Annotated in this window: 25 protein-coding genes; 12 read left to right on the forward strand and 13 right to left on the reverse strand. The window is 72.2% G+C overall.

Annotation, left to right across the window (positions count from 1 at the left end; genetic code table 11):
* The first annotated feature begins 11 nt into the window (after positions 1–11).
* Positions 12–635, forward strand: coding sequence for a response regulator transcription factor (locus FBZ33_RS15005; RefSeq protein WP_255508875.1), 624 nt, complete (start codon positions 12–14; stop codon positions 633–635).
* A 145-nt stretch (positions 636–780) separates the two neighbouring features.
* Positions 781–1,128: an Lsr2 family protein gene (locus FBZ33_RS15010; RefSeq protein WP_141909517.1), complete on the forward strand. Its 348-nt coding sequence runs from the start codon at positions 781–783 to the stop codon at positions 1,126–1,128.
* A 133-nt stretch (positions 1,129–1,261) separates the two neighbouring features.
* Here the strand turns inward: FBZ33_RS15010 and FBZ33_RS15015 are convergent, their stop codons facing one another.
* The 3 genes from FBZ33_RS15015 to FBZ33_RS33375 form a co-directional block, all read right to left on the reverse strand.
* Positions 1,262–2,521 (reverse strand): hypothetical protein, encoded by a 1,260-nt coding sequence (locus FBZ33_RS15015; RefSeq protein ID WP_141909518.1) that lies wholly within the window; start codon positions 2,519–2,521, stop codon positions 1,262–1,264.
* A gap of 294 nt (positions 2,522–2,815) precedes the next feature.
* Entirely contained in the window at positions 2,816–3,697 is an 882-nt protein-coding gene (locus FBZ33_RS15020; protein WP_141909519.1) for a DUF2726 domain-containing protein, read from the reverse strand.
* 103 nt (positions 3,698–3,800) lie between these two features.
* Positions 3,801–4,271 (reverse strand): hypothetical protein, encoded by a 471-nt coding sequence (locus FBZ33_RS33375; RefSeq protein ID WP_255508876.1) that lies wholly within the window; start codon positions 4,269–4,271, stop codon positions 3,801–3,803.
* 581 nt (positions 4,272–4,852) lie between these two features.
* On the opposite strand from FBZ33_RS33375, the gene FBZ33_RS32775 reads away from it, so the two are divergent.
* From FBZ33_RS32775 to FBZ33_RS15040, 3 genes are read left to right on the forward strand one after another with little or no spacing between them, the layout of a single operon-like run.
* Positions 4,853–5,980, forward strand: coding sequence for an Asp23/Gls24 family envelope stress response protein (locus FBZ33_RS32775; RefSeq protein WP_141909520.1), 1,128 nt, complete (start codon positions 4,853–4,855; stop codon positions 5,978–5,980).
* Positions 5,977–6,561, forward strand: a complete 585-nt coding sequence (locus FBZ33_RS15035; protein WP_141909521.1) for a hypothetical protein — start codon at positions 5,977–5,979, stop codon at positions 6,559–6,561. Before FBZ33_RS32775 ends, FBZ33_RS15035 begins: the two co-directional genes overlap by 4 nt.
* A gap of 36 nt (positions 6,562–6,597) precedes the next feature.
* Positions 6,598–7,323, forward strand: coding sequence for a helical backbone metal receptor (locus tag FBZ33_RS15040; protein ID WP_141912689.1), 726 nt, complete (start codon positions 6,598–6,600; stop codon positions 7,321–7,323).
* 47 nt (positions 7,324–7,370) lie between these two features.
* Here the strand turns inward: FBZ33_RS15040 and FBZ33_RS15045 are convergent, their stop codons facing one another.
* On the reverse strand, positions 7,371–8,330 hold the full coding sequence (locus FBZ33_RS15045; protein ID WP_141909522.1) for a TerC/Alx family metal homeostasis membrane protein: 960 nt from the start codon (positions 8,328–8,330) through the stop codon (positions 7,371–7,373).
* Between the two features lie 264 nt (positions 8,331–8,594).
* Here FBZ33_RS15045 and FBZ33_RS15050 point away from each other — a divergent pair, with 264 nt between their 5' ends.
* Positions 8,595–8,987 (forward strand): FKBP-type peptidyl-prolyl cis-trans isomerase, encoded by a 393-nt coding sequence (locus tag FBZ33_RS15050; protein WP_141909523.1) that lies wholly within the window; start codon positions 8,595–8,597, stop codon positions 8,985–8,987.
* A 55-nt stretch (positions 8,988–9,042) separates the two neighbouring features.
* Here FBZ33_RS15050 and FBZ33_RS15055 read toward each other — a convergent pair whose 3' ends face one another.
* Entirely contained in the window at positions 9,043–9,429 is a 387-nt protein-coding gene (locus FBZ33_RS15055; RefSeq protein WP_141909524.1) for an STAS domain-containing protein, read from the reverse strand.
* Between the two features lie 183 nt (positions 9,430–9,612).
* Between FBZ33_RS15055 and FBZ33_RS15060 the strand changes: the two genes are divergently transcribed.
* Positions 9,613–10,629 carry an SMP-30/gluconolactonase/LRE family protein gene (locus FBZ33_RS15060; protein WP_141909525.1) on the forward strand — a complete coding sequence of 339 codons (1,017 nt, stop codon included), beginning with the start codon at positions 9,613–9,615 and terminating at the stop codon, positions 10,627–10,629.
* A gap of 109 nt (positions 10,630–10,738) precedes the next feature.
* On the opposite strand, the gene FBZ33_RS15065 is transcribed toward FBZ33_RS15060, so the two are convergent.
* Positions 10,739–12,007 (reverse strand): Ig-like domain-containing protein, encoded by a 1,269-nt coding sequence (locus FBZ33_RS15065; RefSeq protein ID WP_141909526.1) that lies wholly within the window; start codon positions 12,005–12,007, stop codon positions 10,739–10,741.
* Between the two features lie 763 nt (positions 12,008–12,770).
* Between FBZ33_RS15065 and FBZ33_RS15070 the strand changes: the two genes are divergently transcribed.
* Both FBZ33_RS15070 and FBZ33_RS15075 read left to right on the forward strand, forming a co-directional pair.
* Positions 12,771–13,727 (forward strand): sugar phosphate isomerase/epimerase, encoded by a 957-nt coding sequence (locus FBZ33_RS15070; RefSeq protein WP_088948319.1) that lies wholly within the window; start codon positions 12,771–12,773, stop codon positions 13,725–13,727.
* 22 nt (positions 13,728–13,749) lie between these two features.
* Entirely contained in the window at positions 13,750–15,849 is a 2,100-nt protein-coding gene (locus tag FBZ33_RS15075) for a PQQ-dependent sugar dehydrogenase (protein ID WP_141909527.1), read from the forward strand.
* Between the two features lie 118 nt (positions 15,850–15,967).
* Here the strand turns inward: FBZ33_RS15075 and FBZ33_RS15080 are convergent, their stop codons facing one another.
* The 4 genes from FBZ33_RS15080 to pdhA all read right to left on the reverse strand — a co-directional run bounded on the left by FBZ33_RS15080 (position 15,968) and on the right by pdhA (position 21,411).
* Positions 15,968–17,647: a right-handed parallel beta-helix repeat-containing protein gene (locus FBZ33_RS15080; RefSeq protein WP_231927402.1), complete on the reverse strand. Its 1,680-nt coding sequence runs from the start codon at positions 17,645–17,647 to the stop codon at positions 15,968–15,970.
* Between the two features lie 223 nt (positions 17,648–17,870).
* The gene (locus FBZ33_RS15085; protein ID WP_141909529.1) at positions 17,871–19,235 is read right to left on the reverse strand and encodes a dihydrolipoamide acetyltransferase family protein; all 1,365 of its coding nucleotides are present in this window, start codon (positions 19,233–19,235) and stop codon (positions 17,871–17,873) included.
* The gene (locus tag FBZ33_RS15090) at positions 19,232–20,248 is read right to left on the reverse strand and encodes an alpha-ketoacid dehydrogenase subunit beta (protein WP_185755494.1); all 1,017 of its coding nucleotides are present in this window, start codon (positions 20,246–20,248) and stop codon (positions 19,232–19,234) included. Before FBZ33_RS15090 ends, FBZ33_RS15085 begins: the two co-directional genes overlap by 4 nt.
* Complete coding sequence (gene pdhA / locus FBZ33_RS15095; protein ID WP_088948323.1) at positions 20,245–21,411, reverse strand: pyruvate dehydrogenase (acetyl-transferring) E1 component subunit alpha; 1,167 nt, start codon at positions 21,409–21,411, stop codon at positions 20,245–20,247. Before pdhA ends, FBZ33_RS15090 begins: the two co-directional genes overlap by 4 nt.
* Before the next feature lie 106 nt (positions 21,412–21,517).
* Between pdhA and FBZ33_RS15100 the strand changes: the two genes are divergently transcribed.
* On the forward strand, positions 21,518–22,024 hold the full coding sequence (locus tag FBZ33_RS15100; protein WP_088948324.1) for an Lrp/AsnC family transcriptional regulator: 507 nt from the start codon (positions 21,518–21,520) through the stop codon (positions 22,022–22,024).
* 4 nt (positions 22,025–22,028) lie between these two features.
* Here FBZ33_RS15100 and FBZ33_RS15105 read toward each other — a convergent pair whose 3' ends face one another.
* The 3 genes from FBZ33_RS15105 to FBZ33_RS15115 form a co-directional block, all read right to left on the reverse strand.
* Entirely contained in the window at positions 22,029–22,151 is a 123-nt protein-coding gene (locus FBZ33_RS15105) for a hypothetical protein (protein ID WP_370453011.1), read from the reverse strand.
* A gap of 33 nt (positions 22,152–22,184) precedes the next feature.
* Positions 22,185–22,511 carry a hypothetical protein gene (locus tag FBZ33_RS15110; protein WP_141909531.1) on the reverse strand — a complete coding sequence of 109 codons (327 nt, stop codon included), beginning with the start codon at positions 22,509–22,511 and terminating at the stop codon, positions 22,185–22,187.
* Positions 22,512–22,715: 204 nt separating this feature from the next.
* The gene (locus FBZ33_RS15115; RefSeq protein ID WP_141912691.1) at positions 22,716–23,738 is read right to left on the reverse strand and encodes a DNA polymerase domain-containing protein; all 1,023 of its coding nucleotides are present in this window, start codon (positions 23,736–23,738) and stop codon (positions 22,716–22,718) included.
* Positions 23,739–23,796: 58 nt separating this feature from the next.
* On the opposite strand from FBZ33_RS15115, the gene FBZ33_RS15120 reads away from it, so the two are divergent.
* A complete protein-coding gene (locus tag FBZ33_RS15120) occupies positions 23,797–24,525 on the forward strand; it encodes a histidine phosphatase family protein (protein ID WP_141909532.1) in 729 nt (242 codons plus the stop codon).
* Entirely contained in the window at positions 24,509–25,378 is an 870-nt protein-coding gene (locus FBZ33_RS15125; RefSeq protein ID WP_088948327.1) for an NAD(P)H-hydrate dehydratase, read from the forward strand. The genes FBZ33_RS15120 and FBZ33_RS15125 overlap by 17 nt, the downstream gene beginning before the upstream one ends.
* Positions 25,379–25,403 lie beyond the last annotated feature (25 nt).

The raw sequence follows: 25,403 nt of genomic DNA on the forward strand, positions 1-25,403 counted from the left end.
GAGCCTCCACCATGCGACTTGTCGTCGTGGACGATCACCCCCTCTTCGTCCGCGGCCTCGAACTGCTGCTCCCCATCACCACCGACGGCCGCGCCGAGGTGGTCGCCTCGACCGGCGACGCCGCAGCCGCCGCGGCGCTGGTCAGCCAGTGGCAGCCCGACCTGGCCCTGGTCGACCTGCACATGCCCCCACCGGGAGGCATCCGGGCGGTGGGCGCGATCCGGCGGACCACCCCACGGGTACGGGTGGTCGCGATGTCCGGTTTCGCCGACCCGGCGCCGGCGCTGGAGGCGCTGCGGGCCGGTGCCGAGGGGTTCCTGCCGAAGACCAGTGAACCGGAGGAACTGCTGCCCCCGCTGCTGGCCGTCCTGGAGGGGTGGGCCGTGCTGCCGGCCGAACTGCTGCACGCCATGCTGCGGCCCACCCGTGCCGCACCGGTCGACCTGGACGGCGAGGAACGTCGGCTGCTGCGGGCGATCGCCGCCGGCCGCAACACCATCGAGATCGCCGACGAACTGCACGTCTCGGAGCGGACGGTGAAACGAATGACCGCCGCGTTGCTGCGCAAGTTGCGGGTGTCCAACCGGGCGGAGGCAGCCGCCCTCGCCGGGCACGCCGGCCTCCTCGACGAATGAGACCGCTTCATCGCGCGCGATTCACGGTTTTGCTCGGTAACAGAATCGCGACGCGCCGAATGAATGGGACGCATATTGTTGCGGATTACCGGGGTGATAGGTCAGACTTTGGACACATCCCGCCGCACACAGGGAGTAATCGGCAATGGCGAGAAAAGTAATCACGGTCCTGACCGACGACCTCGACGGTGGGAAGGCCGACCGGACGGTCGAGTTCAGTCTCGACGGCGTGGCCTACACGATCGACGTCTCGGACGAGAATGCCGGTGTCCTGCGCAAGGCACTGGACCCGTACATCAATGCGGGTCGGCGGATCGGGCGTGGTCCGGTGGAGAGCGCCCGCACCGTCCGGCGGCCGGGACGACCCGTCGGCGCGGGAATGGATCGGGAGCAGAACCGGGCCATCCGGGAATGGGCCGTCAAGAACGGCTACAAGATTTCCGAACGAGGCCGGATCCCGGTCGAGGTCGTCGAGGCTTACAAGAGCCGCTGACGCAGGAGTTGACGATGGGGCCCCACCGGAAACGGTGAGGCCCCATCGGTTTGTCCGGGCACCGAAACGACACGGCGGCCGGTCACCCGGGGATTGTCGCCCCGGGTGACCGGCCGCCGCCGGTGACGCTGGATCAGTTGACGGAGATCCGCACCGAGTCGAACGCGGGCGTCTGGTTGGCCCGCTCCATCATCGGCAGGCGGTGCGAACCGTCGCCGGCCCAGACGGAGCACTGTGCCGTACCCGACTCCGGCAGGCCCGGGATCTGGATGGTCACCTCGTCAGGCTGGGCGCCACCGCGGCCGTCCTCGGTCGCGACGAAGAACGCGGGCACCTCCTGCGGCTCCGGCGGAGCGGTCAGGCTGTCCAGCATCCGGCATGCGGTGTGGAAGTGGCCCCGGACCAGGCCCTGGGCGTTGAGCAGCGAGCTCTCCACGTAGTAACCACCCTGACCGGCGGCGAGGAAGCGGTCCCGGACCAGGTTGCGGGTGCTGACCCGCAGGGTGAAGGCCTCGTTCTGGCCGACCTGCTGGGGGAACTGGGTGATCAGCAGTGACGGGTTGTTCGCGGCGGCGCCGACCTCACCGAACTCGGTGCTCACGCAGCGGTTGCCGTTCTGGAAGCCGTTGTGCGGCTGGAGCTGGCTCTCGTCACAGTCGTTGGCCAGCACGCCGAGCCCGGCGCCGGGGGCCGTGCCACCGTTGTTCCCGCCGTTGTTGCCACCGGGAGTGGTGGTGGGGCTGGTGGTGGGGGTGCCGCCACCGTTGTTGCCGCCGGAGTTGTTGGTCGGCTGCACCTGGCACTCGGCGAGCTGCGCGAGACCCTGCGGCCGGGGACCGACCCGGTCGATGGCCGTCGTGATCCGGTCCAGCACCGCGCGCCGCTTGCCGGCCAGCGGTTGGAGGATCGCGCTACGGATGAACGCCTCACCCTTGTTGCCCTCGGCGGCCAACCGGCGGTCCGCCTCGGCGATCTGGGCCTGCAACTGGGCGAGGTTGCGGTCCACCTCGGCCCGCGCCCGGTCCGGCACCTGCGGCAGTTTGGCCGTCACGTCCGGGCAGGCAATGGCTGTGCCGGTGCCCACCGTGCCGTCCTTACCGTCCTCACACTCCGGGACCGACTGCTGTCCGTCACCCCAGTGATTACGCACCCACCGACCGTTCTGCCAGGTGCGGCTGGTCGAACCGCCGCCCGTCGGCGCGGTCGCGCCAGGGCTCGGTTCCACGCACTGCCCAGCAGCCGGGCGCGGCTTATTTGTCCGCCGGTCCTGGGCCGACGAAATCTGGGTCACGGCGACGACTCCGCCGAAGACCGCGAGCGTGCCGACAACGGCCAGCAGACGCTTGCTCCGCGCGTTGCCGGATGACCGGCCCGCCCGTGTGGACCTGCGCATCGAATTGTTCTCCTTCTCGATCCGGTAGTGGATTCCTGGCCTCGGCCTACCGACGGATGTCAGATGGCACGCCACGGCGGCGAGCACCGTGACCTACCCGGTAATGCGTCGATGGCCGACGATGCCCTTTCCACACCGTCCCCCGGGTCCCGACGACGCGGATGGGAGATCCTGTTCATTCGCGCAGGAGTACGGGTGGGCGACGGGGAAGGTTCAACCGGCGCACAGGAAATTGCCACGACCCGGCATCGAGCCGGCGCGGAGCGGAAAATCAGCAGGTGGAACGGGTGCCGATCAGTCGGCGCAGAGGTGGTCGAAGGCGAACCCGCCCACGAGTTCGTGGCGGCGCCCGCTCAGCGCGACGATCTGCGCGGTCAACTCGGCGCGCGGCACCAGGTCCGAGGCGACGTTCTCCCGCAGCCGTTCCCCGACGGCGACCGTGGCGAGGTCCTCGGCCAACCGGGCCGCGTCGATGCCGCAGGAGAAGCGGTGCTCGGTCACCGTGACCCGCTCGACGAGGCACGCGTCTGGGCGGACCTGCACCCAACTCCACCCCTGCGCCGGCCCGTCCACCCAGAGCACGTGCAGCCCTCGCACGATCGGGTCGGCCACCCGCCCGGCCACGTACGCCTCGACCGCCGCCGCCCGGGTCAGCGCGCCGAGGTCGTTGACCGGTCCGGTACGGCCGTCGGGCAGTCGACCGAGGATGTCCCGGAAACCCACCGGGGCCGGGTCGTCCCCGGCGGCGGTCACGCCGGCGCCTCCCGCGGCGTAGGCGCGCGCGTCGATCATGTACTCCACCAGGCGGCGGCCATGCTCGGCCGCCCGCAACGTCGGCGACCCGATCCGCAGCACCGGCAGGCCGACGGCAGCGCTCACCGCATCCTTCAGCCGCTCGACGCGCTGCTCGGCAGAGCCGGCGGGCGGGACGGGACCGATCTCCACGGCGACGATCGCCCGACCGGTGTCGGCCGCACAGACCACGAAGTCGAAACTGGCACGGCTGGCCGAACTCCACTGGCTGCCGGTGACACCGGGCGGGCGGCCCTGGACCAGGTCACTGAGCCGGCGCGCCGGGTAGACCCGGTGGCCGTCGCGGGTGAGCAGCGGGTCGCGCCCATCCTCGCCGGGCACCGCCCGCAGCCACCCGCGGTCGTCGCTGCCGATGCTCGTCATCTGCCTGATCCATCCGCCGGTCGGTCGAGCCGGGCCGAGTCTAGGTGGTCGATCATGACCTACACCTCGGCGGTGCGGCCGGTCCGGCGTACCCGGCCGCCCGTTATTCGGCGGCGCCCATCACCAGGCCCTCGATGGTGTGCTTCTGCCGGATGGGCTCCAGCCGGTCCACGACCGGGCAGGGCAGGTGCTCCCGGACCAACGGCGGCAGGCTCTCCCAGAAGCCGTGGGTGACGGCCATGTCGTGGTGGGCGGCGTTTCCCGCTCCCGGGGCGTCGACGCCGAGCACCAGCACGGGGCGGGCCGACCGGGAGACGTTCGGGGTGCCGCGGTGGATGGTCAGCGCCGAGCGGGCCGAGATGTCCCCGCGCTGCGGGTACTTGCGCACCCCCCGCTGCTGGTAGCGCGGGTAGCGCTCCCGCGGCGGGAACATCTCGTGGTCGAAGTCGGCGCCGTGGTCCCACTGGGTGCCCGGGGCGATCTCGAACGGCCCCATCTCCTCCACCGTGTCGACGGTGGTCAGGTTGAACGCCAACGAGGTGAGCCGCCGCTGCCTGCGGGTCTCCTCCGGCATCGGGAAGTCCCGGTGCCACGGTTGCATGGCGGCGCCGGGGAAGGGGATGTCGAAGCCGAGCTCGACGATCTCGTACTCCGGCCCAGGATCGCCTGGCAGACCGACACCACCCAGGGCTGGGTGACCAGTTCGACGAAGCCCCGCAGCTGCTCCGGATGGATCTCCACGTACCAGCGCTGCGGGCCTCGTCCGACGGCACCGTCGGGCCGGGAGCGCGCCTCGTCGAACGCGGTGGCGACATCCTCGCCGACCTGGTCCACCCACGCCACGTCAAAGGCGCCCCGGCAGGCCGTGATGCCGTCGCGGTAAAGGTCGCCGAGCGCCTCGACCGGCACCTCGTCCGGGGCGACGGACGTGGGGTGGGCGGGCGACGCCGCTGGTTGGGCCGGGGAGACGCGCATCGAGGGCTCCTGGGGGTCGAAGCGTGGATTACAACGTTGTAGAAGCGTGTCAAGAACCAACAGCCGGTGCCAGCACTCAAGGTGAAGGTGTGACGCAGGTCACGTCGAAGTCGTGTTCCACGGGTGCGCGGCGGGTGTATTCAGCCGGGGCGCCGGTAGCGGACCGGCCGGGAGGTCAGCATGTCGCGACAACAGCTCGGCACCCCCGCCGGTAGCGGTCTGGCCGCTGGCCACCAGCAGGATGACCCGCGTCGCGCCCGCCGGCCCCGACTGGCCGGTGACCCAACCATTCGCCGACGCCCTCGCGCTGATCGCGCGGGCCGACACCACCGGCTTCCTTCGCGGCCCGTCGCCATCCGCCCGACCGTCGGCACCACAGGGGCCACACGCGTCATCCGGACCAGCAGCCCCACCACGCCTGCCGACGCTCCGAGAGGTCGACGTCGCACCGGGCCGGACCGCCGTGAGCCGAGCACCGTCACGGCGGCGGACATCGCCCGGATCGCGGCCGAAGCGGCCCGCCGGGTGTCCGGCGTGAACGGCGCCCACCCCACCGCCGTGCGTCTAGCCGGCGGGGCCGTGGGACTCGACCTGCACCTGGTCACCTCGTACGGGCACAGCGTGCCCGTCGTGGCCGAGGCGGTCCGGGTGGCGGTCTCCGAGCGGGTGGCCGCCGACACCGGCGTCGGCGTGGCCGCGGTGACCATCACTGTGGACGACCTGCGCGTCCCCGGGGTGGACAGCGCTGGGGCAGGGCGGCCCGTCCGGCGGCCGGAGGCCGACATGCCGACGATCAACCGGGCCGCCACGGTGCTGCTGGCCGTCGCCCTGCTCGCCGGTGGCGTGCTGCTGGCCGTACAGGCGCTGCTGGTCACGCTGGGACGCCCGGCGTCGCTGCTCGCGCGCACCGGCTGGTACGACGCGCTGACCAGCACCCGTTGGCACGACCCGGAGGTTCGCGCCGTGGCCGGCGGGACCGTACTGCTGGGCCTGGTGATCCTGGCCGCCCAGCTGCGCCGCTGGACACCGGCCCGGCTGCGGATCGACGAGCGGGACGGCTGGCACCTGCGGCGGCGGTGCCTGGAACGCCGGTTGACCGAGGCGGCCGCGACAGTGCCGGGTGTACGACAGGCGCGGGTGCGCATCCGGCGGGACGGTGACCAGTGGCGCCCCCGGGTGCGAGCCACCGGCGACCCGGCGGCCCGTTCGGAGGTCGAGTTCGCGGTGAGTCAGGAGCTGCGGCAGCTCACCTCGCATCGTGTCGGCCGAATCGAGATCCGGCTGCTGCCCCGCCGGCGGCCGGCATGACGGACGCCGCACACCGGCTGCTGTGGACCGTCATCGCGCTGCTGCTGGTAGCGCTCGGAGCGACAGCGCTGGGGGCCAGCCTCGGCGCGCTGCCCGGCAGCGACCCGGGTGCGCCGCTGCTCGGGGCGGGGTTGCTGGACGCGTGGCGAGTGGCCGCGCCGTGGAGCACAGTGGCCGCGGCGGTCGCCGGAGCGCTGACCGCCCTCACCGGGCAGCGCCTGTTGGGCCGTGAGCTACGTCGGCCCCGCCAGGCACTGCACGGCATGCTGAGCCACCCCGGGCGCCACCCGGGACGCACCCGCCTGGCTACCGACGTGCTCGTCGACGCACTGGAGCGCGACCTGACCGGCGACCCCGGTGTGCGCCGCGCCCGGGTGGTGCTCACCGGCACACCGGGACGTCCCGACGTGTGGATCCGGGTGGATCTGGCGGCCGACGCCCGGGCCGACGCCGTACGCGAGCACGTCGACGCCGCGGTCCGCCGGTTCGCGACGACCGCCGGCTGCACACCCGCGCACCTCGACGTGACCGCCCGCATCGAGCCCCGCCGGCCCGGACCGGGGTTGCCACGACGGGCATGATCGGTGCCGGGACCGGTGGCGGACGGAGGTGCGCGGGTGCGGGTGGTGTCGTTGGTGCCGTCACTGACCGAGGCGGTGGCGGTGACAGTGCCGGGAGTTCTGGTCGGGGCAACGGACTGGTGCAGCCACCCGGCCGAGCTCGACGTCGCCCGGGTCGGCGGCAGCAAGTACCCGGACCTGGACCGGGTGCGCGCCCTGCGGCCGGATCTGGTGTTGCTGAACGTGGAGGAGAACCGCCGCGACGACGCGGAAGCGCTGCGGGCGGCCGGCGTGCCGGTGCGGGTCACCTATCCGCGTACGGTCGCGGGCGCGCTGAGCGAGCTGGGCGAGCTGCTCGCCGAGCTGGGGGCGCCGACGGAGCCGGCCTGGCTGCGCGACGCCCGGCGGGCGTGGGCCGAGCCGCCCCGGCTGGCCCCGCCCCGCCGGGCGGTGGTGCCGGTGTGGCGTCGGCCGTGGGTGGTGCTCGGCGGCGACACGTTCGCCGGTGACGTGCTGCGTCGGCTCGGCGTGGTCAACACCTACGACGAGCATCCCGAACGTTATCCCCGTCCCACGCTTGCCGAGCTGCGCGAGCGGGAGCCCGAGCTGGTGGTGCTGCCCGACGAGCCGTACCGGTTCACGGCCGACGACGGGCCCGAGGCGTTCCCCGGCGTACCGTGCGCCCTGCTCTCCGGTCGGCACCTCACCTGGTACGGCCCCTCGCTGGCCGAGGCGCCCGCCCTGCTGGCCGGGCAGCTGACCCGCCCGGTCGTGGTCGGCTGACCCGACGCGGCCGGCGGCTCAACCGCCGGCTCCGGCGGCCTGGCGCCTCAGCGGCCGTTTCCGGGACGTCGCGCGGCCGGGATGCTGGTGCCGATGGAGACCGCCAGGGTCAGCACCACCACCGCGAGGGTCAACCAGACCGGCAGTTTGCCCACCGGCGTCTCGGCGAGGATGAGCTTCAGCCCCGCGAAGGCCAGCAGCAGCGCGAGCCCGTACCGCAGGTAGCCGAAGTGTCGCAGCAGACCGGCGAGGCAGAAGTAGAGGCTGCGCAGACCCAGGACGGCGAACGCGGTGGCCGTCCAGACCAGGAACGTGTTGGTGGTGATGGCGAGGATCGCCGCCACCGAGTCGATGGCGAACACCACGTCGGTGGCCTCGATCGCGACGAGGGCCACCAGCAGCAGCGTCGCCACCCGCCGGCCTGCGACCCGGGCGGTGAACCGGTCGCCGTGGTAGCGGGCGTCGGTGGGCACCAGCCGACGGAACAATCGGACCACGACGTTGCGGTCCGGGTCGACGTCCGGCTTTCCGCGTACGGCCAGCCGCCAACCGGTCCAGATCAGGAAGGCGCCCAGCACGAACCCGGCCCAGGCGAGCCGGTCCAGCAGCTCGGCACCGGCGAAGATGAACAGCAGACGGAAGAGAAGCGCCCCCACGACGCCCCAGAACAGCACCTTGTGCTGGAAGCCGGGCGGCACCTGGAAGTAGCCGAAGAGCAGGGCGAAGACGAAGACGTTGTCCACGGAGAGGGCCTTCTCCAACAGGTAACCGGAGAAGTAGGCGATGGCCGGGTCACCGCCGAGGCCCCACCACACGACCAACCCGAACAGCAGGCCCGCACCGATCCAGACGGCGCTCCACAGGATCGCCTCGCGCAGCTCGATGACGTGGTTGTCCCGGTGCAGGAGCACGTCCACGGCGAGCATCACGGCGATCACCGCGCTGACCGCCGCCCAGGCCCAGAGCGGGACCGTGACCGTCGCCTCAGCCACCGACGCCCTCCGCATCGACCACGGTGCACCGCCCGCACCCCGCCGGCCGGCCGCTCCCGAGCCTAGGCGAACGGGCGGCCCGACGTCGGCGGTCGGGCGAAGTCCCGCGGCCAGAGGTCGTACCGTCGAGGGGTTGGTCGTGGCCGTCGGCCCTGCCACCGGCGGCGCGGCGCGGCGGGCGAACGAGCAGGTGGCGGGTCCGCCGCACATCGGTGAGCGGCGATCCGGCAGGATCGACGGTGACCGGACACATCACCCAACACGGCAGGAGATCCCCGCATGAACCAGGCAGCAGGCGCCCGATCGGGCAAGCCCGAGGTGGGTCCGATCGAGGGTGCACCGCCGGCCGACCTCGTGATCGAGGACATCACCGTGGGCGACGGCCCGCAGGCCGAGGCAGGCCAGCTGGTCAGCGTGCACTACGTCGGGGTGTCGCACTCCACCGGCGGCGAGTTCGACTCGTCCTGGAACCGGGGTGAGGCGTTCGAGTTCCCGCTCGGCGGCGGTCAGGTCATCGCCGGTTGGGACCAGGGCGTCGTGGGCATGCGTGTCGGCGGTCGCCGCCGCCTGACCATCCCGCCGCACCTCGGGTACGGCGACCGGGGCGCCGCCGGCGTCATCGCGCCGGGCGAGACGCTGATCTTCATCGTCGACCTGCTCGGCGTGCGCTGACCGATTGTCCGGGGGTCGCCGGCTCACGCCGGCGGCCCTCGCGTCGCGCCTCGGGTCAGGCGACCAGCTGCAGGTGCGCGGTCGCGGGAAGCGGGCGGCGCGCCGCCTCGACCACCCGGGCCGGCTCCAGGATCGACATCACGCGGTGCAGACCGGTCGCGCGCAGCACCCGCGCCACCACCGGGCTCGGGTCGACCAGGACCAGCTCGCCGCCGCGAGCCCGCACGCGCAGATGCGCGGCGAGCAGGGTGCGGATGCCGGCGGCGGAGAGCAGCCGCAGCTCGGACAGGTCCAACTGGAGCACCGGACGAGGCGGCGCGGACCACAGCGCGGAACGGAACGCGGCGACCGTGGCGATGTCGACCTCGCCGCCCACCCGCATGAGGACCATCCGGTCACCCACGCTGACCTGCACGTCGAGCCGGTCGCTGTGCTCTTCCATGCCCTGAAATCTAGCCGCCACCCCCGACAGTTTCGCCCTCCCGCGGAGTGATTCCGGGTACGCCCAGGGTCATACCCCGAGGTGCTGCCCCTCCCCCTCAGGGTGGAGCCCGGGGCCCGACCGTCGGCACGCCGCGCGAGCGGTGATCCGGGACGGCCGACAGCGGCGGTGGAGAATAGGCGGATGCTGATCCCCCGGCCCCGACCGCCCCGGCTGATCCGTCCCGTCCGCGAGCCGGCAACCGTCCCTCCGGCACTGACCGGGGCGTGGGCTCCCACCGACCGCCGGCTCGACCAGGCCGAGGTGCTGCCCCTCCCCGACGGCGCCATCGGGCCGGAGGACGTGCTCATCGACCAGGCCGGACGGGTGATCAGCGGCGACGAGGAGGGTCGGCTCTGGTGGTGGCCGGTCGACGCGCCGGCCGGCACCCGACCCCGGCTGCTGGCCGAGACCGGTGGCCGACCGCTCGGCATCGAGCTGGACCCGTCCGGCGAGGCCCTGGTCGTCTGCGACGCGTACCGGGGGTTGCTGCGGGTCACGCCCGACGGCGCGGTACAGGAGCTGACCGGGACGACAGCTCCGGTGCACCTGGCCAACAACGCGACGGTGGGCCGCGACGGCACCATCTACTTCACCGACAGCTCCGACCGGTTCCCGGTGTCGCACTGGAAACGGGACCTGCTGGAGCACCGCCCCAACGGCCGGGTGCTGGCCCACCACCCGGGCAGCGGTCGCACCGAGGTGGTGGCCGACGGGTTGTACTTCCCCAACGGGATCGCGCTGACCCCGGACGAGTCGGCCCTGATGCTGGTGGAGACCAGCACCCACCGTCTGCTGCGCGTGGAGTTGGGCGGCGGTGTGCGGGTCCTGGCCGACCTGCCCGCGTACCCGGACAATCTCGCCGCGGTGGGCGACGGGACGTACTGGATCGCGCTGCCCAGCCCACGGGTGCCGATCGCCGAACGGTTGCTGCCGCATCCGCGACTGCGCCAGATCGCCGCGCTGCTGCCCGACGCGATGCAGCCACAGCCACGCCGCTACGGGCTGGTCGCGCTGGTCGACGGCGACGGCGGGGTCCGCCAGACGCTGCACGGTCCGAACGGGCACTACCGGATGATCACCGGGGTACGCCAGCACGGCGACCACCTGTGGCTGGGCAGCCTGATCGGGACCGGGGTGGCCCGCGTACCCCTGGGGTGATCGCTCCCACGCCCCTTGTCGGTGCGGCCCTTGCCTCGACGACGTCAAGGCGACGACGGGGCCGGTCCGCCACGGTGGCGGGCCGGCCCCGAAGGCTGGCGGCGGTGACTCAGCGGCCGCTGACCGAGGGTGCCGGAGCGGGCGACCCACCGGCCACCGCTCCCGGGTGCGCCGGGGCGACCGGCGCGGGCTTGAGCCCGGGCGGCACCGGCAGGGCGCTACCCCGGACGAACTCGTCCCAGCTCACGTTCCACGCGGTCCAGCCGTTGCCGGGCTGCAACTCCACCTCGGTGCCCTTGACGGTGACCAGGTCACCGACCTGGGTCACCCCCATCAACCAGTCCGCCGCGGTGGCGGACACGTTGGCGCAGCCGTGCGAGACGTTGGTGTTGCCCTGGTCCCCCTCCGACCACGGGGCGGAGTGGATGAACTCGCCACCCCAGGTGTAGCGCTGGGCGTCGTCGACGTCGACCACGTACCCGCCGTTGGGCTCCCCCCGGGTGTCGAAGGTGGTCCGATCATGCTTCTCCATGATCACCATCTTGCCGCTGGAGCTCGGGGTGCTCGGCTTACCCAGGCTGACCGGGATCCGGCGGACCTGCTTGCCGTCGCGCATCACCGTCATCTGCTTGGTGGCGTTGTCGATCTCAAGTGAGACCTGGCGTCCGATCTTGGAGGTCGCGGTCCGTTCGGAGTCGCCGACCCGGTCCTTCCCGATCGGCAGACCCTCCAGGCCGGCCCGGACGCTGATCGTGGTCCCCGGCTTCCAGAAATCGGGTGCCCGGTAATAGACCTGACTCCCGTCCTCGAGCCACGACCAGGTGCCCGGCTGCGGGGGATTCGTCTTCACGAACAACCGCCGCTGGACATCCGCTCTGGCCTCTTTCGGAATTCCCGGGTCGAAGGCGACGGTTACCGGCATGGCCGTGCCGTACGTCCGATTGCCGACGAAATAGAGAGTGCTGGTGATCTCCGGTTTGGTGGATTTCGCCATCGTGGTGAACGTGGTGGTGCGAGTGGTGGTGGCACCGGAGTCGCCGGTGGCGGTCACCTCGGCGGTGTAGGTCCGTCGCGGTTGCAGCGGCGCGCTCGGCACCCAGCCCGAGCCATCCTCGCGCGGCTCGGCGTTGACCTGCTTGCCCTTGTCGTCGGTGAGGCGTACGCCAGTGACCCTGCCGCCCTTGACCACGGTGCCCACCTCGGCGCTGACCGGCACGTCGCGGGTCTTGTCCCCCGGTGTCACGGCGAGCTCCGGCGGGGCGGCGTGCCCCTTGGCCGAACCGGTCGCCGACTCCCGGTTGGCGGTGCACCCACCCAGGACGAGTGGTGCGGCTGCGATGGTTACCGCCAACATCGTCAATCGCCGCCTAGACGTCATGTTCAGTCCCCCCGTTTTTGACTTCCCTCTGTCACATTCTCGCTTCTTCGACAGAGGCGTCCACGGCATTCGCAAATAATCGGCGGCGCATTTATCGACGCATTTTCCGCCAATGTTCCGCTTGGCGGATGAGGCGTTCAAGCGACCCGTGTCACGCTCTTTGCTCTGCTTGAGCGATCCCCACACCGGCTGTCCGGATCAGGGCGTCTCGCCCGACCCGGCCCGGTCCGGTCCCGCCTGGACCCGCCTGGGCCCGCTGGGCCCGCCTGGGCCCGCCTGGGCGGAACGGCGCGAACGAGGCGTGCGAGGGTCGCACCCGTCATGATCGACTCGGTTTCATGGAAGTCGGGGTATCGGGACGTCTTGGACACCGCGACTTCCAGGAACGCGAGTGGATCACGGACCCCGGGCCCGCGCGGCGCGGCCCGGCGCGGAACTAGGAGCTCGCGGCAGGCGGCGCACCTCAGGGGCGGACTTTTGTCAGTTGGAGCGAAACTTCTGCCGATCACGACGAAGCTTTGCCTTCGTCCGGAGGCAAGGGTAGGGTCACGATCCAGATAGAGGGTTGCCCATTCGTCGATCAGCTCGCCGCCACCCTGCCGGGTCGCCGCGTTCCGCCCCCGAGGGGTCCGGGCCGCACCCGAGCGCCGTCCCTCACCCGTCCAGCCGGAGCCAGCCTCCGGCCGGTTCGGCGCGTCCGGGCGACGGCAGCCAGGTCGACTGCCGTAGACGGCATGCCAGCCGTCAGGAAGGGACCACCACCATGGATCAACAGATCAACCAACCGGAGCCGACAGCGGTGTCCGAGCCGGTCAGCCGCCGTGCGGTTCTGCGCGCCGCGACCGTTTCCGCCGCTGCCGTCGGCGCTGCCGGTATGTTCGCCGCTCCGGCCGCCGCCGCGCCCGCCGCGCAGTCCCACGGGCGGCGCCGGGTTCCGGTGGACCGGATCAGCATCCAGCTCTACACGCTGCGCGATCAACTCGCCGCCGACCTGCCCGGCACCCTGGACGCGCTGCGCCGGATCGGCTACCGGCGGGTGGAGCACGCCGGTTTCGTCGGACGCACCGCCGCGCAGTTCCGGGCGGCGCTCGACGAGGCCGGGCTGCGCGCCACCTCCGGGCACACCGGCATCCCGCAGCCGTTCGACGCCGCCACCTGGGAACAAGCCCTCGCCGACGCGAACGTCGTGGGGTGCAAGAAGATCGTCCACCCGTACTTCGGTCGGGACGCGAGCGGCCAGGCGATCCGGGACCCCAACGTCTACCGGGCCCTGGCGCGCGACCTGAACAAGGCGGGCCGGATGGCCGAACGTGCCGGGCTCGACTTCGGCTACCACAACCACCAACTGGAGTTCGTGCCGTTGACCGACGGCTCGACCGGGTTCGACATCCTCACCGGGCAGACCGATCCCCGACTGGTCCACTTCGAGCTCGACCTCTACTGGACCTGGCGGGGCGCGCACGACCCGGTCGACGTGATCCGGGCCAACCGCGGCCGGATCCGTCAGGTGCACGTCAAGGACCTCGACGTCGAGGGCGGTTTCGCCGACCTCGGCGACGGCCTCATCGACTTCGGTCGGATCTTCGCCCACGAGCGCGAGGCCGGCATCGAGGAGTACATCGTGGAGCGCGACGACGCAGGCACCCCGCCACGCTCCCCCGCCGACGCCCTGGACACCGCCCGGGTCGGCTTCGACTATCTCGCTTCACTCCGGTACTGAAAGCACCTCGGGGGACCATTTGATGAACAGGACCGCATTCGCGTCCGCCCTGCTGCTGGTGACGGCCGGCCTGGTCGTACCACCGTCAGCCGCGGCCGCCGCACCGGCCGCACCGCCGGACAGCAGCTTCCAGAAAGTGACACTGAACGACTTCCCGGGCGAGCCGATGAGCCTCGCCGTCCTGCCCGACCTGCGGGTGCTGCACACCTCCCGCACCGGCGAGGTCCGCATCCACGACCCGCGCACCGGGCTGAACACCCTCGCCGCCGACATCCCCGTGTACGAGCACGACGAGGAGGGGCTGCAGGGGGTCGCCATCGACCCGAACTTCGCCCAGAACAAGTGGGTCTACCTCTACTACTCGCCGCCGATGAACACGCCGGTCGACGACCCGGCGACGCCCGACGTCAACGAGGGGGACGCGCCGGAGGTCGGCACGGAAGCGGACTGGCAGCGGTTCAAGGGCGCGCTGCGGCTGTCCCGGTTCAAGCTGGACGGAATGAAGCTGAACCTCGCCAGCGAGCAGCAGATCATCGACGTGCCCACCGACCGGGGCATCTGCTGCCACGTCGGCGGCCAGATCGACTTCGACAGCCTGGGCAACCTGTACCTGTCGACCGGTGACGACACCAACCCGTTCGCCTCCGACGGCTACATCCCGATCGACGAGCGGGCCGACCGCAACCCGGCGTACGACGCCCAGCGCACCTCGGCCAACACCAACGACCTGCGCGGCAAGCTGCTGCGTATCAAGGTGAAGGCCGGTGGTGGTTACACGGTGCCGGCCGGCAACCTGTTCAAGCCGGGCACGGCGAAGACCCGCCCGGAGATCTACGCGATGGGGCTGCGCAACGCGTTCCGGTTCGCCGTCGACCGGCGTACCAACGACGTGTACCTGGGCGACTACTCCCCCGACGCCTCCAACCCGAACCCGGAGCGCGGGCCGGCCGGGCACGGCCGCTGGATGCGGATCGACAAGCCGGCGAACTACGGCTGGCCGTACTGCGTCACGCCGACGATCGCCTACCGCGACTACGACTTCGCCACCGGTCAGTCCGGCGCCAAGTTCAACTGCAAGCGGCCGGTCAACGACTCACCCCACAACACCGGCAAGCGGATCCTGCCGCCGGTGGAGCAGCCGGAGGTCTGGTATCCCTCCGCCGCCTCCGGGGAGTTCCCGCAGCTGGGTTCCGGCGGCATCGGCCCGATGGGTGGCCCGGCGTACGACTACGACGGGACCAGCACGTCGCGTACCCGCTGGCCGGCCTACTACGACGGGGTGCCGCTGTTCTACGAGTGGACCCGCGACTACATCAAGGAGTTCCGCCTCGACGACGACGGTGACGTCACCGACATCCGGCCGGTGGTGCCATCGCTGGTCGTGGACAACCCGATGGACATGGAGTTCGGCCCGGACGGCGCGCTCTACGTGCTGGAGTACGGCGACGGCTACTTCGCCGAGAACCCGGACGCCCAGCTGTCCCGGATCGACTTCGTCCGAGGCAACCGGACGCCGATCCCGAAGATCAGTGGCACCCCGACGGTCGGGCAGGCCCCGCTGACCGTCGCGTTCTCCAGCGCCGGCACCACCGACCCGGACGGTGACAGGCTCAGCTACGCGTGGGACTTCAACGCGGACGGCTCGGTGGACAGCACCGACCCCAACCCGACGTGGACGTTCCAGGAGAACGGCTCGTACACCCCGACGGTGAAGGTGACCGACCGCACCGGACGCTCCGCCTCGGCGACCCTGCCGCTGGTGGTCGGGCCGACCGCGCCGATCATCGAGTTCGTCACCCCGGTGGCCGGGCAGCCGTTCCAGTTCGGGCAGACCGTCGCGTACGAGGTGAAGGTCACCGATGACCTGCCGGTGGACTGCTCCCGGGTGAAGGTCACGTACGTGCTCGGGCACGACGAGCACGGGCACCCGCTCTCCACGGCGACCGGGTGCTCCGGGACGATTCCCACCTTCGTGGACGGTGGGCACAGTGGTGCGGACAACCTGACCGCGGTGTTCGTCGCCGAGTACACCGACGCGCCGACCGAGCCGGGTGTGCCGCCGCAGTCGGCCTCGGCCACTGTCGTGCTGGACCCGGACCCGGTGGCGGGTCTGGCCGGCTGATCACCTCACGATGACAGCGGCGGCGACCGGAGTGATCCGGTCGCCGCCGCTCCTCGTTCCACCACCGACCGCCGGTCCAGGGCCGTTGCCCGGCTGACCGCCGTCGCCGGGTGGTCGCTCAGGTCCAGTCGCTGTCGACGTGGTTGTCCCGCCAGCGTCCGCCCACCGGCGGGGTGTCGAGCTGCATCCCCTCGTCGGCGTTGCCGGCGAGGTCGTTGTCCTCGACCCGGCTGCCCACGCAACTGCCCCGATCGGTGATCCACAGCCCGTGCGTCTGGGTCTGGTGGTCGTGGTTGTCCCAGATCCGGTTGCCGCGGATGGTGGCCGAGTCGAACGGCGCGTCGATGGTGATGCCGGCCCGCCGCTTCGGCGCGGCAGCCAGTTCGTATCCACATCCCGGTGGCGGGATGTCCCCGCTCCACGCGCTGAACGCGTCCGGGCGGACCGGGGCGAGGGTGAGTTCGTCGCCGGTGTTGCCGGCGACCATGGCGACGGACCGTCCGACCCGCAGCATCTTGCCCCGGTGCCCGTCGTGCGGCCAGTTGGCCGACCGGTCCACCACGGACCGCTCGCCGTAGCGCACGGCATCACCCGTCCCGCCGGTGCCTTCGGCGTACTGTCGCCCGTTGTTGCGGATCCGGTTGTTGAGCACCACCGCGTCGGTCATCTGGTGGTCGACGCGGACCGCGTCCAACCCGTTGCCCCAGATCTCGTTGCTCTCGATCACCACGTCCCGGATCGCGCCCTGGTAGCCGCGCCTGAGGTTGCGCGTGTGATAGCCGTGCTGGCCGTTGCCGCTGATTCGGTTGCCGCGGACGGTGTACGGGCCGGGGGTGTTGCCGATGCTGACCCCGTCGCGCAGGTTGCCGTCGATGACGCAGTCGGTGAGCAGCCCGCCCCGGCCGGCCACCGACGAGGTGCCCTGCGACGACACGTCGAAGCCGGTCTCCAGGTTGCCGGTCATCGTGCAGGCCGAGACGATCAGACCGTCGGCGCCCCAGTCGGAGATGCCGAACCGGTTGCCCTGACTGTGGCAGCCGATGATGCGGTAGCCGCGTGGCGGCTCCCAGTAGTCCTTCTGCAGCTCCAGGAAGATCCCGTTGGTGCCGTTGGCCAGGGCGGTGCAGTTGGCGATGGTCAGCCGCTCCACCGGGCCCCACCCGCCGATGCCGATCCCGATGCCGGCGCCGCCGATCTGCTCGCCGTTGTCGAGGCGACCACAGCCGACCACAACCACGCCGTCGATCAGGGAGTCCTGGAGGAAGTCGCAGCCCAACCCGGTGGCCGCGGTGTGGTGGATGTAGAGGTTGCGGAACACGCCCCGCACCATGTACTGGATACCGAGGCCCTTGGCCAGGTAGCTGTACTCGGCCATCGCGACCCCGGAGCCGTCGATCTGGAAGTCGGAGAAGGTGCAGTCGGCGATGTGCCGGTCCCGGTCGGCGCCGTGCTGCACAGTGGTCCAGAAGGCCAGCGGCGTCGGATCGGCCCGGTTGCCCTCGTTGCTGAGCATGAACCGGGTCGCCGCCGGGCCGGCCCCGATCAGGGAGACACCGCTGCGCCACACCGTCCCCGCGTCCCGGATCGAGTAGATGCCCGGCGGGCAGTAGATGACGCGGGCCCGCCCGTCCGAGGCGTAACCGGCACCGAGACGTTCCACGAGGGCGGCCAGCGCCGGCTGGTCATTGGTCGCGCCGTCACCGGTCAGCCCGTATTCCAGCGCGTCGCAGTAGAGGGGCGCGCCCGCCGAGGCGGGTCGTCGTACCCGGACCGAGTTCAGTAGCAGCTCGTTCGCCACGGCCACAGGTGGCTCCCTTCGACGCGTGCGGTGCGTTCCGGCGGGGCCGACTTCCCGATGACACGGCCGGGAAACCCCCGGCCCGGTGACGCACGCCGGGCAACCCCCGGCCCGACGACGCATGCCGGGAAACCCCCGGCCCGACGACGCACGCCGGGCAACCCCGGACATGGGCCGGCCCCGGCGCCGCACGGGCGGCGCCGGGGCCGGGAGGTGTACGCCGTCAGACGGCGGCGATCAGCAACGCCGGGCGCTCCACGCAGTCGGCGACGTGGCGCAGGAAGCCACCGGCCACCCCGCCGTCGCAGACCCGGTGGTCGAAGGTGAGGCTGAGCTGGGTCACCTTGCGCACGGCGAGTTGCCCGTCGACCACCCATGGCTTGTCCACGATCCGCCCGACTCCGAGCAGTGCGGCCTCGGGGTGGTTGATGATCGGCGTGGAGCCGTCGACGCCGAACACCCCGTAGTTGTTCAGCGTGAACGTGCCTCCGGTCAGCCGGGCCGGCGGCAGGCTGCCGGCCCGCGCGGCGGCGGTGGTCGCCGCCAGTTCGGCGGCCAACTCGGCGGTGGTGAGCCGCTGGGCGTCGCGCAGCACCGGCACCAGCAGACCCCGGTCGGTCTGCGCGGCGATACCGAGATGCACGCCGGCGGACTGGACGATCCGCTGCGCCTCGGTGTCGACCCGGGCGTTGAGCTGCGGGAACCGGCGTAGTCCGCTGAGGCAGATCCGGGCCAGCAGGGCCAGGATGCTCACCGGCGCGTCGGGAGTCGCCGCGTTGATCGCCGCGCGGGTCTCCAGCAGGCCGGTGGCGTCCACGTCGACCCAGATGGTCACCTCGGGGATCTCCCGCCGGCTGCGGGAGAGCTTGTCGGCGATGACCTTGCGTACGCCGGTGAGCGGGATGATGACGTCGCCGTCCCCGGCCGGGGCGAGCGCGACGTGCGGGTCGGGCACGGCGGCGAGCCGGGCTGCGGGCACGGCCAGCGCCGCCTCCACGTCGGCGCGGCGGATCACCCCGCCCGGTCCGGTGCCCCGCACAGTGGCGAGGTCGAGGCCCTGCTCGCGGGCCAGCCGCCGCACGATCGGTGAGATGACCAGGGCAGTCGCCGCGGCTGCGGCGAGATGACCGCCCGCGGTCGGACCGGTGTCGCCAGCCACGTCGGACCCGCGAGCGGGACCGGCAGTGGCCGGTTCGGGAGCCAGCGACAGGCGGGGTCGACGCCGGCGCCGGGTGGCACCGCCGTGCCCGGTGCCGTAGCCGATCAGCACGTTGCCGGAGCCGGCCCGCTCCTCCTCGCGGTAGGTGGCGTGCCCGGCCGGCTCGTCGCCGCCGTCCAGGGGCGCGATGGTGATCAGCGGCTGGCCGACCGGGCGTACCTCACCGGCCGCGCCGTGCAGGGTGACGACCCGGCCGGCGTACGGGCAGGGCACGTCCACGACCGCCTTGGCGGTCTCCACCTCGACCACGCTCTGGTCGACGGTGACGATGTCGCCCACGGCGACCCGCCACTCGACGATCTCGGCCTCGCTCAGCCCCTCGCCCAGGTCGGGCAGGAGGAAGACCTGCGTGCGCTCGACGGTGGTCATGCCGCGCTGCCCTGCGCCGCCCAGCGCGGGTCCGGCTGGTCGTCCCACTGCAACCGGGCCACCGCGTCGAGCACCCGGTCCACGCCGGGCAGGTGGGTGTGCTCCAGCATCGGCGCCGGGTACGGGATGTCCAGCCCGGCGACCCGCAGCACCGGGGCGTGCAGCGCGTGGAAGCACCGCTCCTGCACCCGGGCCGCGATCTCCGCGCCGACACCCGCGAAGCCCTGCGCCTCCTGGATCACCACGCACCGGCCGGTCCGTCGGACCGAGGCGGCGATGGTCTCGTCGTCGAACGGCACGATGGTGCGGACGTCGACGACCTCCAGGTCCCAGCCCTCCTCGCGGGCGGCCTCGGCGGCCTCCAGCGCGACCGGCACCGCCGGCCCGTACGCCACCAGGGTCGCGTCGCGTCCCGGCCGGCGCACGACGGCCCGCCCGAACGGCTCGGTCCGGGTCGGCAGGGCCGCCTCTGCGCTGCCGAAGTAGAGCTTCTTGGGCTCCATGAAGACCACCGGGTCAGGGTCGTCGATCGCCTCGCGCAGCAGCGAGTACGCGTCCTCGACGGTGGCCGGGGTGACCACCTTCAGCCCGGGGGTGTGCGCGTAGTACGCCTCGGACGAGTCGCAGTGGTGCTCGACCCCGCCGATGCCGCCGGCGTACGGCACCCGGATGACGATGGGCACGCTGAGCTTGCCCCGGGTGCGGTTGCGCAGCTTCGCCACGTGCGAGGCGATCTGCTCGAACGCCGGGTACGCGAACGCGTCGAACTGCATCTCGACGACCGGCCGCAGCCCGGACATGGCCAGGCCCACCGCGAAGCCGACGATGCCGGCCTCGGCGAGCGGGGTGTCGAAGCACCGTTTCTCGCCGAAGCGGTCCTGGAGGCCGTCGGTGATCCGGAAGACGCCACCGAGTTGACCGACGTCCTCACCGAAGACGACGACCCGGTCGTCGGCGGCGAGGGCGTCGGCGAGCGCGGTGTTGAGCGCCTTCGCCATGGTGGTGGCCATCAGGCGTCACCCTCCTCGTCGCGAGCGGCGGCCAGCTCGGCGCGGACCTGCTCGCGCTGTTCGATCAGCTGCGGGGTGGGTTCGGCGTAGACGTGGTCGAAGAGGCTCATCGGGTCCACGGTGGGCTGCTCGTTCATCCGGGTCCGCAGGTCCGCCGCGTACGCCTCGGCCTGTTCGGCGACCTCGGCGACCGCCGCGTCATCGAGCACACCGCGGGCGCGCAGGTAGGTCTCCAGGCGGGCGACCGGGTCCCGGTCACGCCAGGCGTCGACCTCGGCGCCGTCGCGGTAGCGGCTGGCGTCGTCGGCGTTGGTGTGCGCCTCCATCCGGTAGGTGTGCGCCTCGACGAGGAACGGCCCGTTGCCGGCGCGGGCGTGCGCGACCGCGCGGGTGAGGACGGCGAGCACGGCGACCGGGTCGTTGCCGTCGACCTGCTCGCTGGGTACGCCGTAGCCGACGCCCTTGTAGGCCAGCGACGGCGCGGCGGTCTGCCGGGACAGCGGGACGCTGATCGCGTACCGGTTGTTCTGCACGAAGAAGACCACCGGCGCCTTGAACACGGCCGCGAAGTTGATCCCCTCGTGGAAGTCACCCTCGCTGGTCGCGCCGTCCCCGATGAACGCCAGCGCCACCGTGTCACGCCCCTGGTATGCCTCGCCGTGCGCGAGGCCGGCGGCGTGCACGCACTGGGTGGCGAGTGGGGTGCACTGCGGCGCGGTGTGCACCTCGGTCGGGTCGTAGCCGCAGTGCCAGTCGCCGCGCAGCAGGGTGAGCACCTCGACCGGGTCGATGCCCCGGGCAACCAGCGCCATCGACTCGCGGTAGGTGGGGAAGACCCAGTCGGTGTCGCGGACCGCGAGAACCGCGCCGACCTGGCACGCCTCCTGGCCCCGCGAGGACGGGTAGACGGCCAGCCGGCCCTGCTTGGTCAGGGCGGTCGCCTGGGTGTCGAAGCGGCGGCCGAGCACCATCCGGCGGTACAGCTCGCGCAGCACCTCGACGGGCGGCTCCGGATAGTCGGTGCGGGCCGGCAGCGGCGTGCCGGTCGGGTCGAGCAGGCGGACGGGTTCGGTGTTCGGCAGCAGCGGGCGCGCCGGGTCGGGCGGGGTGGCCGCCCGACGGGTGCGCGGGGATGCCCTGCGGACCGCCTGGGGAGTGGTCGTCACGGCGGAACCTCCTGGGACGTGTGGTGAGCCTATGCTTCCGCCTGTTGGATGATTGACTCAAGATCCGCGTAGAAGGCGGGACGGTTGGCATGGGGAGGGACCAGCAGTGAGCCAGGAGACCGCAGACGGCGCGGGCCGGGCGGCGGGATCGGGACGATCGGCCCGAGCCCTGGACGAGGTGGACCGACGGATCCTCGACGAGCTGGTCCGGGACGGTCGGACGTCGGTGCGCACCCTCGCCGAGCGGATCCACATTTCCCGCACCAACGCGTACGCGCGGGTGGAGCGGCTGCTGCGCGACGGGGTGATCACCGGCTTCCGGGCCCAGGTGGCACCCGAGGCGGCCGGGCTGGGCACCTCGGCGTACGTCGCGTTGACGATCGAGCAGAACACCTGGCGGGAGGTGTCGGCCGAGCTGGCCCGGGTCCGCTACATCGAGCACGCCGCGCTGCTCGGTGGCGACCACGACGTGCTCGCGCTGGTCCGCGCGCCGGACAACGCCGCACTGCGGGATGTGGTGCTGGGCCGGGTGCAGAGCATCCCGGGGGTGTTGTCCACCCGCACCTGGTTGGTGTTCGAGGAGTTCGACGGGGCCGGCAGCCCCTGGGCCTGAGCGCTCAGCGCTCCGGTGGGGCCTCCAGCCCGTCCCGGTCGGCCAGCTCCAGCAACGGCTCCAGCGAGTGCCGGTCGCCGTCCAGGCCGGCGTGCGGGTCGCTGCACTCGGCTAAGCGAGCCGACATGCTGAGCACGTCGACGGCGAGGTTGCCGCTCGGTCAGGCGATCAGCAGCGCGCCGACCACGATCAGTGGCAGCCCGACGAAGAGGAAGATGCCGACCCCGGTGAGCACCCGCCCGCCGCCGGCCGTCTCGCGCTCCGATGCGGCGCCGAAGATGGCGCGCGGGCCCAGCATGCCGATCCGACTCATCGTCAGGTCACCCGTCACACCGAGGAGCCCGCCCACCACTATCAACGCGATGCCCAGCCGGGTGGTGTACTCGCCGCCGGCGACCGCCACCCAGATCGCTGCCGCGACCGCGACCAGCACCCCGGCGATCACGAACAACAGAAGCGCTTCCCGCAGACCTCGCACAATCGTCACATCGACACATCCCCACCAGTCGCCCCGGACACATTGTTCCGCATCGAACCGTCGTGGCGCTGCCCCCAAGCCGACAACTGTGGCTGGCGCACCGCGCTGGTGGTCGGCGGCTCCCCCTTGACCCCGGCGCAGTGTTGCCCGCCGGAGTGGCCGCGCCGCGTGCCTTCGACGGGGCCGTCAGCCCCTGGTCGTGACGGCCGGGGCTCAGCGCTCCGGTGGGGCCTCCAGCCCGTCCCGGTCGGCCAGCTCCAGCAACGGCTCCAGCGAGTGCCGGTCGCCGTCCAGGCCGGCGTGCGGGTCGCCACGCTCGGCGAAGCGGGCCGGCATGCTGAGCACGTCGAAGTCCTCCGGGCGGGCGTCGTCCAGCTCCGCCCACTCCAGCGGCGCCGACACCAGGGCCTGCGGTGTCGGCCGGATCGAGTACGCCGACGTCACCGTGTGGTCGCGGGCCATCTGGTTGTAGTCGATGAAGACCGGCCGGTCGCGTTGGTCGCGCCACCAGGTGGTGGTGACCAGCTCCGGCAACCGGCGTTGCATCTCCCGACCCAGGGCGAGCACCGCCCGGCGACACTCACCGAAACTCCACCGCGGCTCGATCGACAGGTAGACGTGCAGGCCCCGCCCACCGGTGGTCTTCGGGTAGCCGGTCATCCCCAGCTCGGCGAGGAACTCGTTGACCTCGCGGGCCACCGGCACCACCTGCTCGAAGCCGACGCCGGGCATCGGGTCGAGGTCGATGCGCAGCTGGTCGGGGCGTTCCACGTCCGAGGCGCTGACCGGCCACGGGTGGAAACGCAACGTGCCCAGGTTGGCCGCCCAGATCACCACGGCCAGCTCGCTCGGGGCGATCTCGTCGGCGGTACGGCCACTGGGGAAGGTGATGTGCGCGGTGCGTACCCACTCGGGTGCGCCCGCCGGCAGTCGTTTCTGGTAGAACGCGTCGCCCCGGTTGGTCTGCCGGGTCGCGATCGTCGCGCCCTCGAAGACGCCACGCGGCCAGCGCTCCAGCATCGTCGGCCGGTCCCGCAGGGCCCGCAGGATGCCGTCACCGACCGCCAGGAAGTAGTGGACCACGTCCAGCTTGGTCAGCCCCCGCTCCGGGAAGTAGGGCTTGTCGGGGCTGGAGACGCGGACCAGCCGCTCCCCCACCTGGATCTCCTCGGCCGCCGTCGCCACGCCACCGAGGGTACGACCTGCCCCCACGCCGGACGCCCACCGAGCGGACATCGGCATGGCGGATCACCGGACACGGTTACCGTCGGTGGCGCCCGGGTAGGGGTGCCGCATGGCGGAACTGGCAACCCTCTGGATCGTCCGACACGGCGAGAGCACCGCGAACGTCGCGGCGACGCACGCCGAGGCGTCGGGCGCGGAGCTGATCGATCTGACCCACCGCGACGCCGACGTGCCGCTCTCCGCGACCGGCGAGGACCAGGCCCGGGCGACCGGCCGTTGGCTGGCCGACCTGCCGGACGCGAAGCGCCCGGACGTGGCGGTGGTGTCGCCGTACCTGCGCGCCGTGCAGACCTCCCGACTGGCGCTGGCCGGCACCGACATTCCCGTCCACCGCGACGAGCGGCTGCGCGACCGGGAGCTGGGCATCCTCGACGGGCTGACCGGGCACGGGGTGCGGCGGCGGCACCCGGACGAGGCCGACCGTCGGGAGCGGTTGGGCAAGTTCTACTACCGGCCGCCCGGCGGCGAGTCCTGGACGGACGTGGCGCTGCGGCTGCGGACGCTGCTGGGCGACCTGCGCCGTGACCACGAGGGTAGCCGGGTGCTGCTCTTCGGCCACGACGCGCTGGTCTTCCTGCTTCGCTATCTGGTGGAGGGGTTGACCGAGGATGAGCTGATGGCGCTCACCCGCCAGGAGGTGATCGCCAACTGTTCGATCACCGAGTGGTCGGCCGACGAGGGCCGACTGGCAATCACCGCCTTCAACCGTGTCGAGCACCTGCGGCAGCAGGGCGCCCGGCCAACCAGGGAGGACGAGATCCATGCCGAGCCGGTCTGAGGTGAAGGTGATCACGCCAGGGCTGCTGCGGGACTGGGCACTGCCGGTGCCGGCCGGGGGCAAGGAGAGCCGCGGCACCGTGCTGGTCGTCGGCGGCTCCCGTTTCACCCCCGGCGCGGTGCTCCTCGCCGGGGTGGCCGCTTTGCGCGCCGGGGCCGGGGTGCTCCAGCTCGCCGCCGCCGAGTCCACCGCCGCCACGCTGAGCATCGAGGTGCCCGAGGCGCTGGTGGTCGGCTTGCCGGAGACCGCCGACGGCGCTGTCGCCGCCGACCGGGACGGCCAGCTCGGCGAGCTGGTCGCGCAGGCCGACGTGGTGGCCCTCGGCCCCGGGCTGAAGGCGATCGACGAGACCAACCGCCTGCTGAGCCTGGTCCTGGACGCGGCCCGGCCGCAGACGTCACTGGTGCTCGACGCGTACGCGCTCGGTGCCCTCAGCCACGCACCGGACCTGCTGGTCGGCTCGGGCCGGCCCGTGGTGCTCACGCCCAACGTCACCGAGGCCGGGCACCTGCTCGGGCGGGACCCGGGCGACGACCTGGACGCCGAGGCGGCCGAGCTGGCCGTCCGCTACGAGGCGGTCGTCTCGTTGTACGGGCACGTGGCCGCCCCCGACGGGCGGGGCTGGCGGGAGGAGAGCGGCGACGCCGGGCTGGGCACCTCCGGCAGCGGGGACGTGCTCGCCGGGTTGCTGGCGGGGCTGCTGTCCCGGGGAGCCGACCCGGCTCAGGCCGCCTGCTGGGGCTCGTTCGCGCACGCGGTGAGCGGTCAGCGGCTGATCCCCCGGTACGGCCGGATCGGCTTTCTGGCCCGGGAGTTGCTCGACGAGATCCCCCGCACCCTGGCGATGGTCTGAGGCGGTTTCACCTGTTTTCCGCGTT

Source organism: Micromonospora sp. A202 (assembly GCF_006715105.1).
GTDB lineage: Bacteria > Actinomycetota > Actinomycetes > Mycobacteriales > Micromonosporaceae > Micromonospora > Micromonospora zamorensis.

Excerpts from the sequence above, each read along its gene's own strand:
- FBZ33_RS15005 (WP_255508875.1), top strand. The coding sequence starts at position 12 with ATGCGACTTGTCGTCGTGGACGATCACCCCCTCTTCGTCCGCGGCCTC.
- FBZ33_RS15010 (WP_141909517.1), top strand. The coding sequence starts at position 781 with ATGGCGAGAAAAGTAATCACGGTCCTGACCGACGACCTCGACGGTGGG.
- FBZ33_RS15015 (WP_141909518.1), bottom strand. The coding sequence starts at position 2,521 with ATGCGCAGGTCCACACGGGCGGGCCGGTCATCCGGCAACGCGCGGAGC.
- FBZ33_RS15020 (WP_141909519.1), bottom strand. The coding sequence starts at position 3,697 with ATGACGAGCATCGGCAGCGACGACCGCGGGTGGCTGCGGGCGGTGCCC.
- FBZ33_RS33375 (WP_255508876.1), bottom strand. The coding sequence starts at position 4,271 with ATGCCGGAGGAGACCCGCAGGCAGCGGCGGCTCACCTCGTTGGCGTTC.
- FBZ33_RS32775 (WP_141909520.1), top strand. The coding sequence starts at position 4,853 with ATGTCGCGACAACAGCTCGGCACCCCCGCCGGTAGCGGTCTGGCCGCT.
- FBZ33_RS15035 (WP_141909521.1), top strand. The coding sequence starts at position 5,977 with ATGACGGACGCCGCACACCGGCTGCTGTGGACCGTCATCGCGCTGCTG.
- FBZ33_RS15045 (WP_141909522.1), bottom strand. The coding sequence starts at position 8,330 with ATGCGGAGGGCGTCGGTGGCTGAGGCGACGGTCACGGTCCCGCTCTGG.
- FBZ33_RS15050 (WP_141909523.1), top strand. The coding sequence starts at position 8,595 with ATGAACCAGGCAGCAGGCGCCCGATCGGGCAAGCCCGAGGTGGGTCCG.
- FBZ33_RS15055 (WP_141909524.1), bottom strand. The coding sequence starts at position 9,429 with ATGGAAGAGCACAGCGACCGGCTCGACGTGCAGGTCAGCGTGGGTGAC.
- FBZ33_RS15060 (WP_141909525.1), top strand. The coding sequence starts at position 9,613 with ATGCTGATCCCCCGGCCCCGACCGCCCCGGCTGATCCGTCCCGTCCGC.
- FBZ33_RS15065 (WP_141909526.1), bottom strand. The coding sequence starts at position 12,007 with ATGACGTCTAGGCGGCGATTGACGATGTTGGCGGTAACCATCGCAGCC.
- FBZ33_RS15070 (WP_088948319.1), top strand. The coding sequence starts at position 12,771 with ATGGATCAACAGATCAACCAACCGGAGCCGACAGCGGTGTCCGAGCCG.
- FBZ33_RS15075 (WP_141909527.1), top strand. The coding sequence starts at position 13,750 with ATGAACAGGACCGCATTCGCGTCCGCCCTGCTGCTGGTGACGGCCGGC.
- FBZ33_RS15085 (WP_141909529.1), bottom strand. The coding sequence starts at position 19,235 with ATGACCACCGTCGAGCGCACGCAGGTCTTCCTCCTGCCCGACCTGGGC.
- FBZ33_RS15105 (WP_370453011.1), bottom strand. The coding sequence starts at position 22,151 with ATGTCGGCTCGCTTAGCCGAGTGCAGCGACCCGCACGCCGGCCTGGAC.
- FBZ33_RS15115 (WP_141912691.1), bottom strand. The coding sequence starts at position 23,738 with ATGTCCGCTCGGTGGGCGTCCGGCGTGGGGGCAGGTCGTACCCTCGGT.
- FBZ33_RS15120 (WP_141909532.1), top strand. The coding sequence starts at position 23,797 with ATGGCGGAACTGGCAACCCTCTGGATCGTCCGACACGGCGAGAGCACC.
- FBZ33_RS15125 (WP_088948327.1), top strand. The coding sequence starts at position 24,509 with ATGCCGAGCCGGTCTGAGGTGAAGGTGATCACGCCAGGGCTGCTGCGG.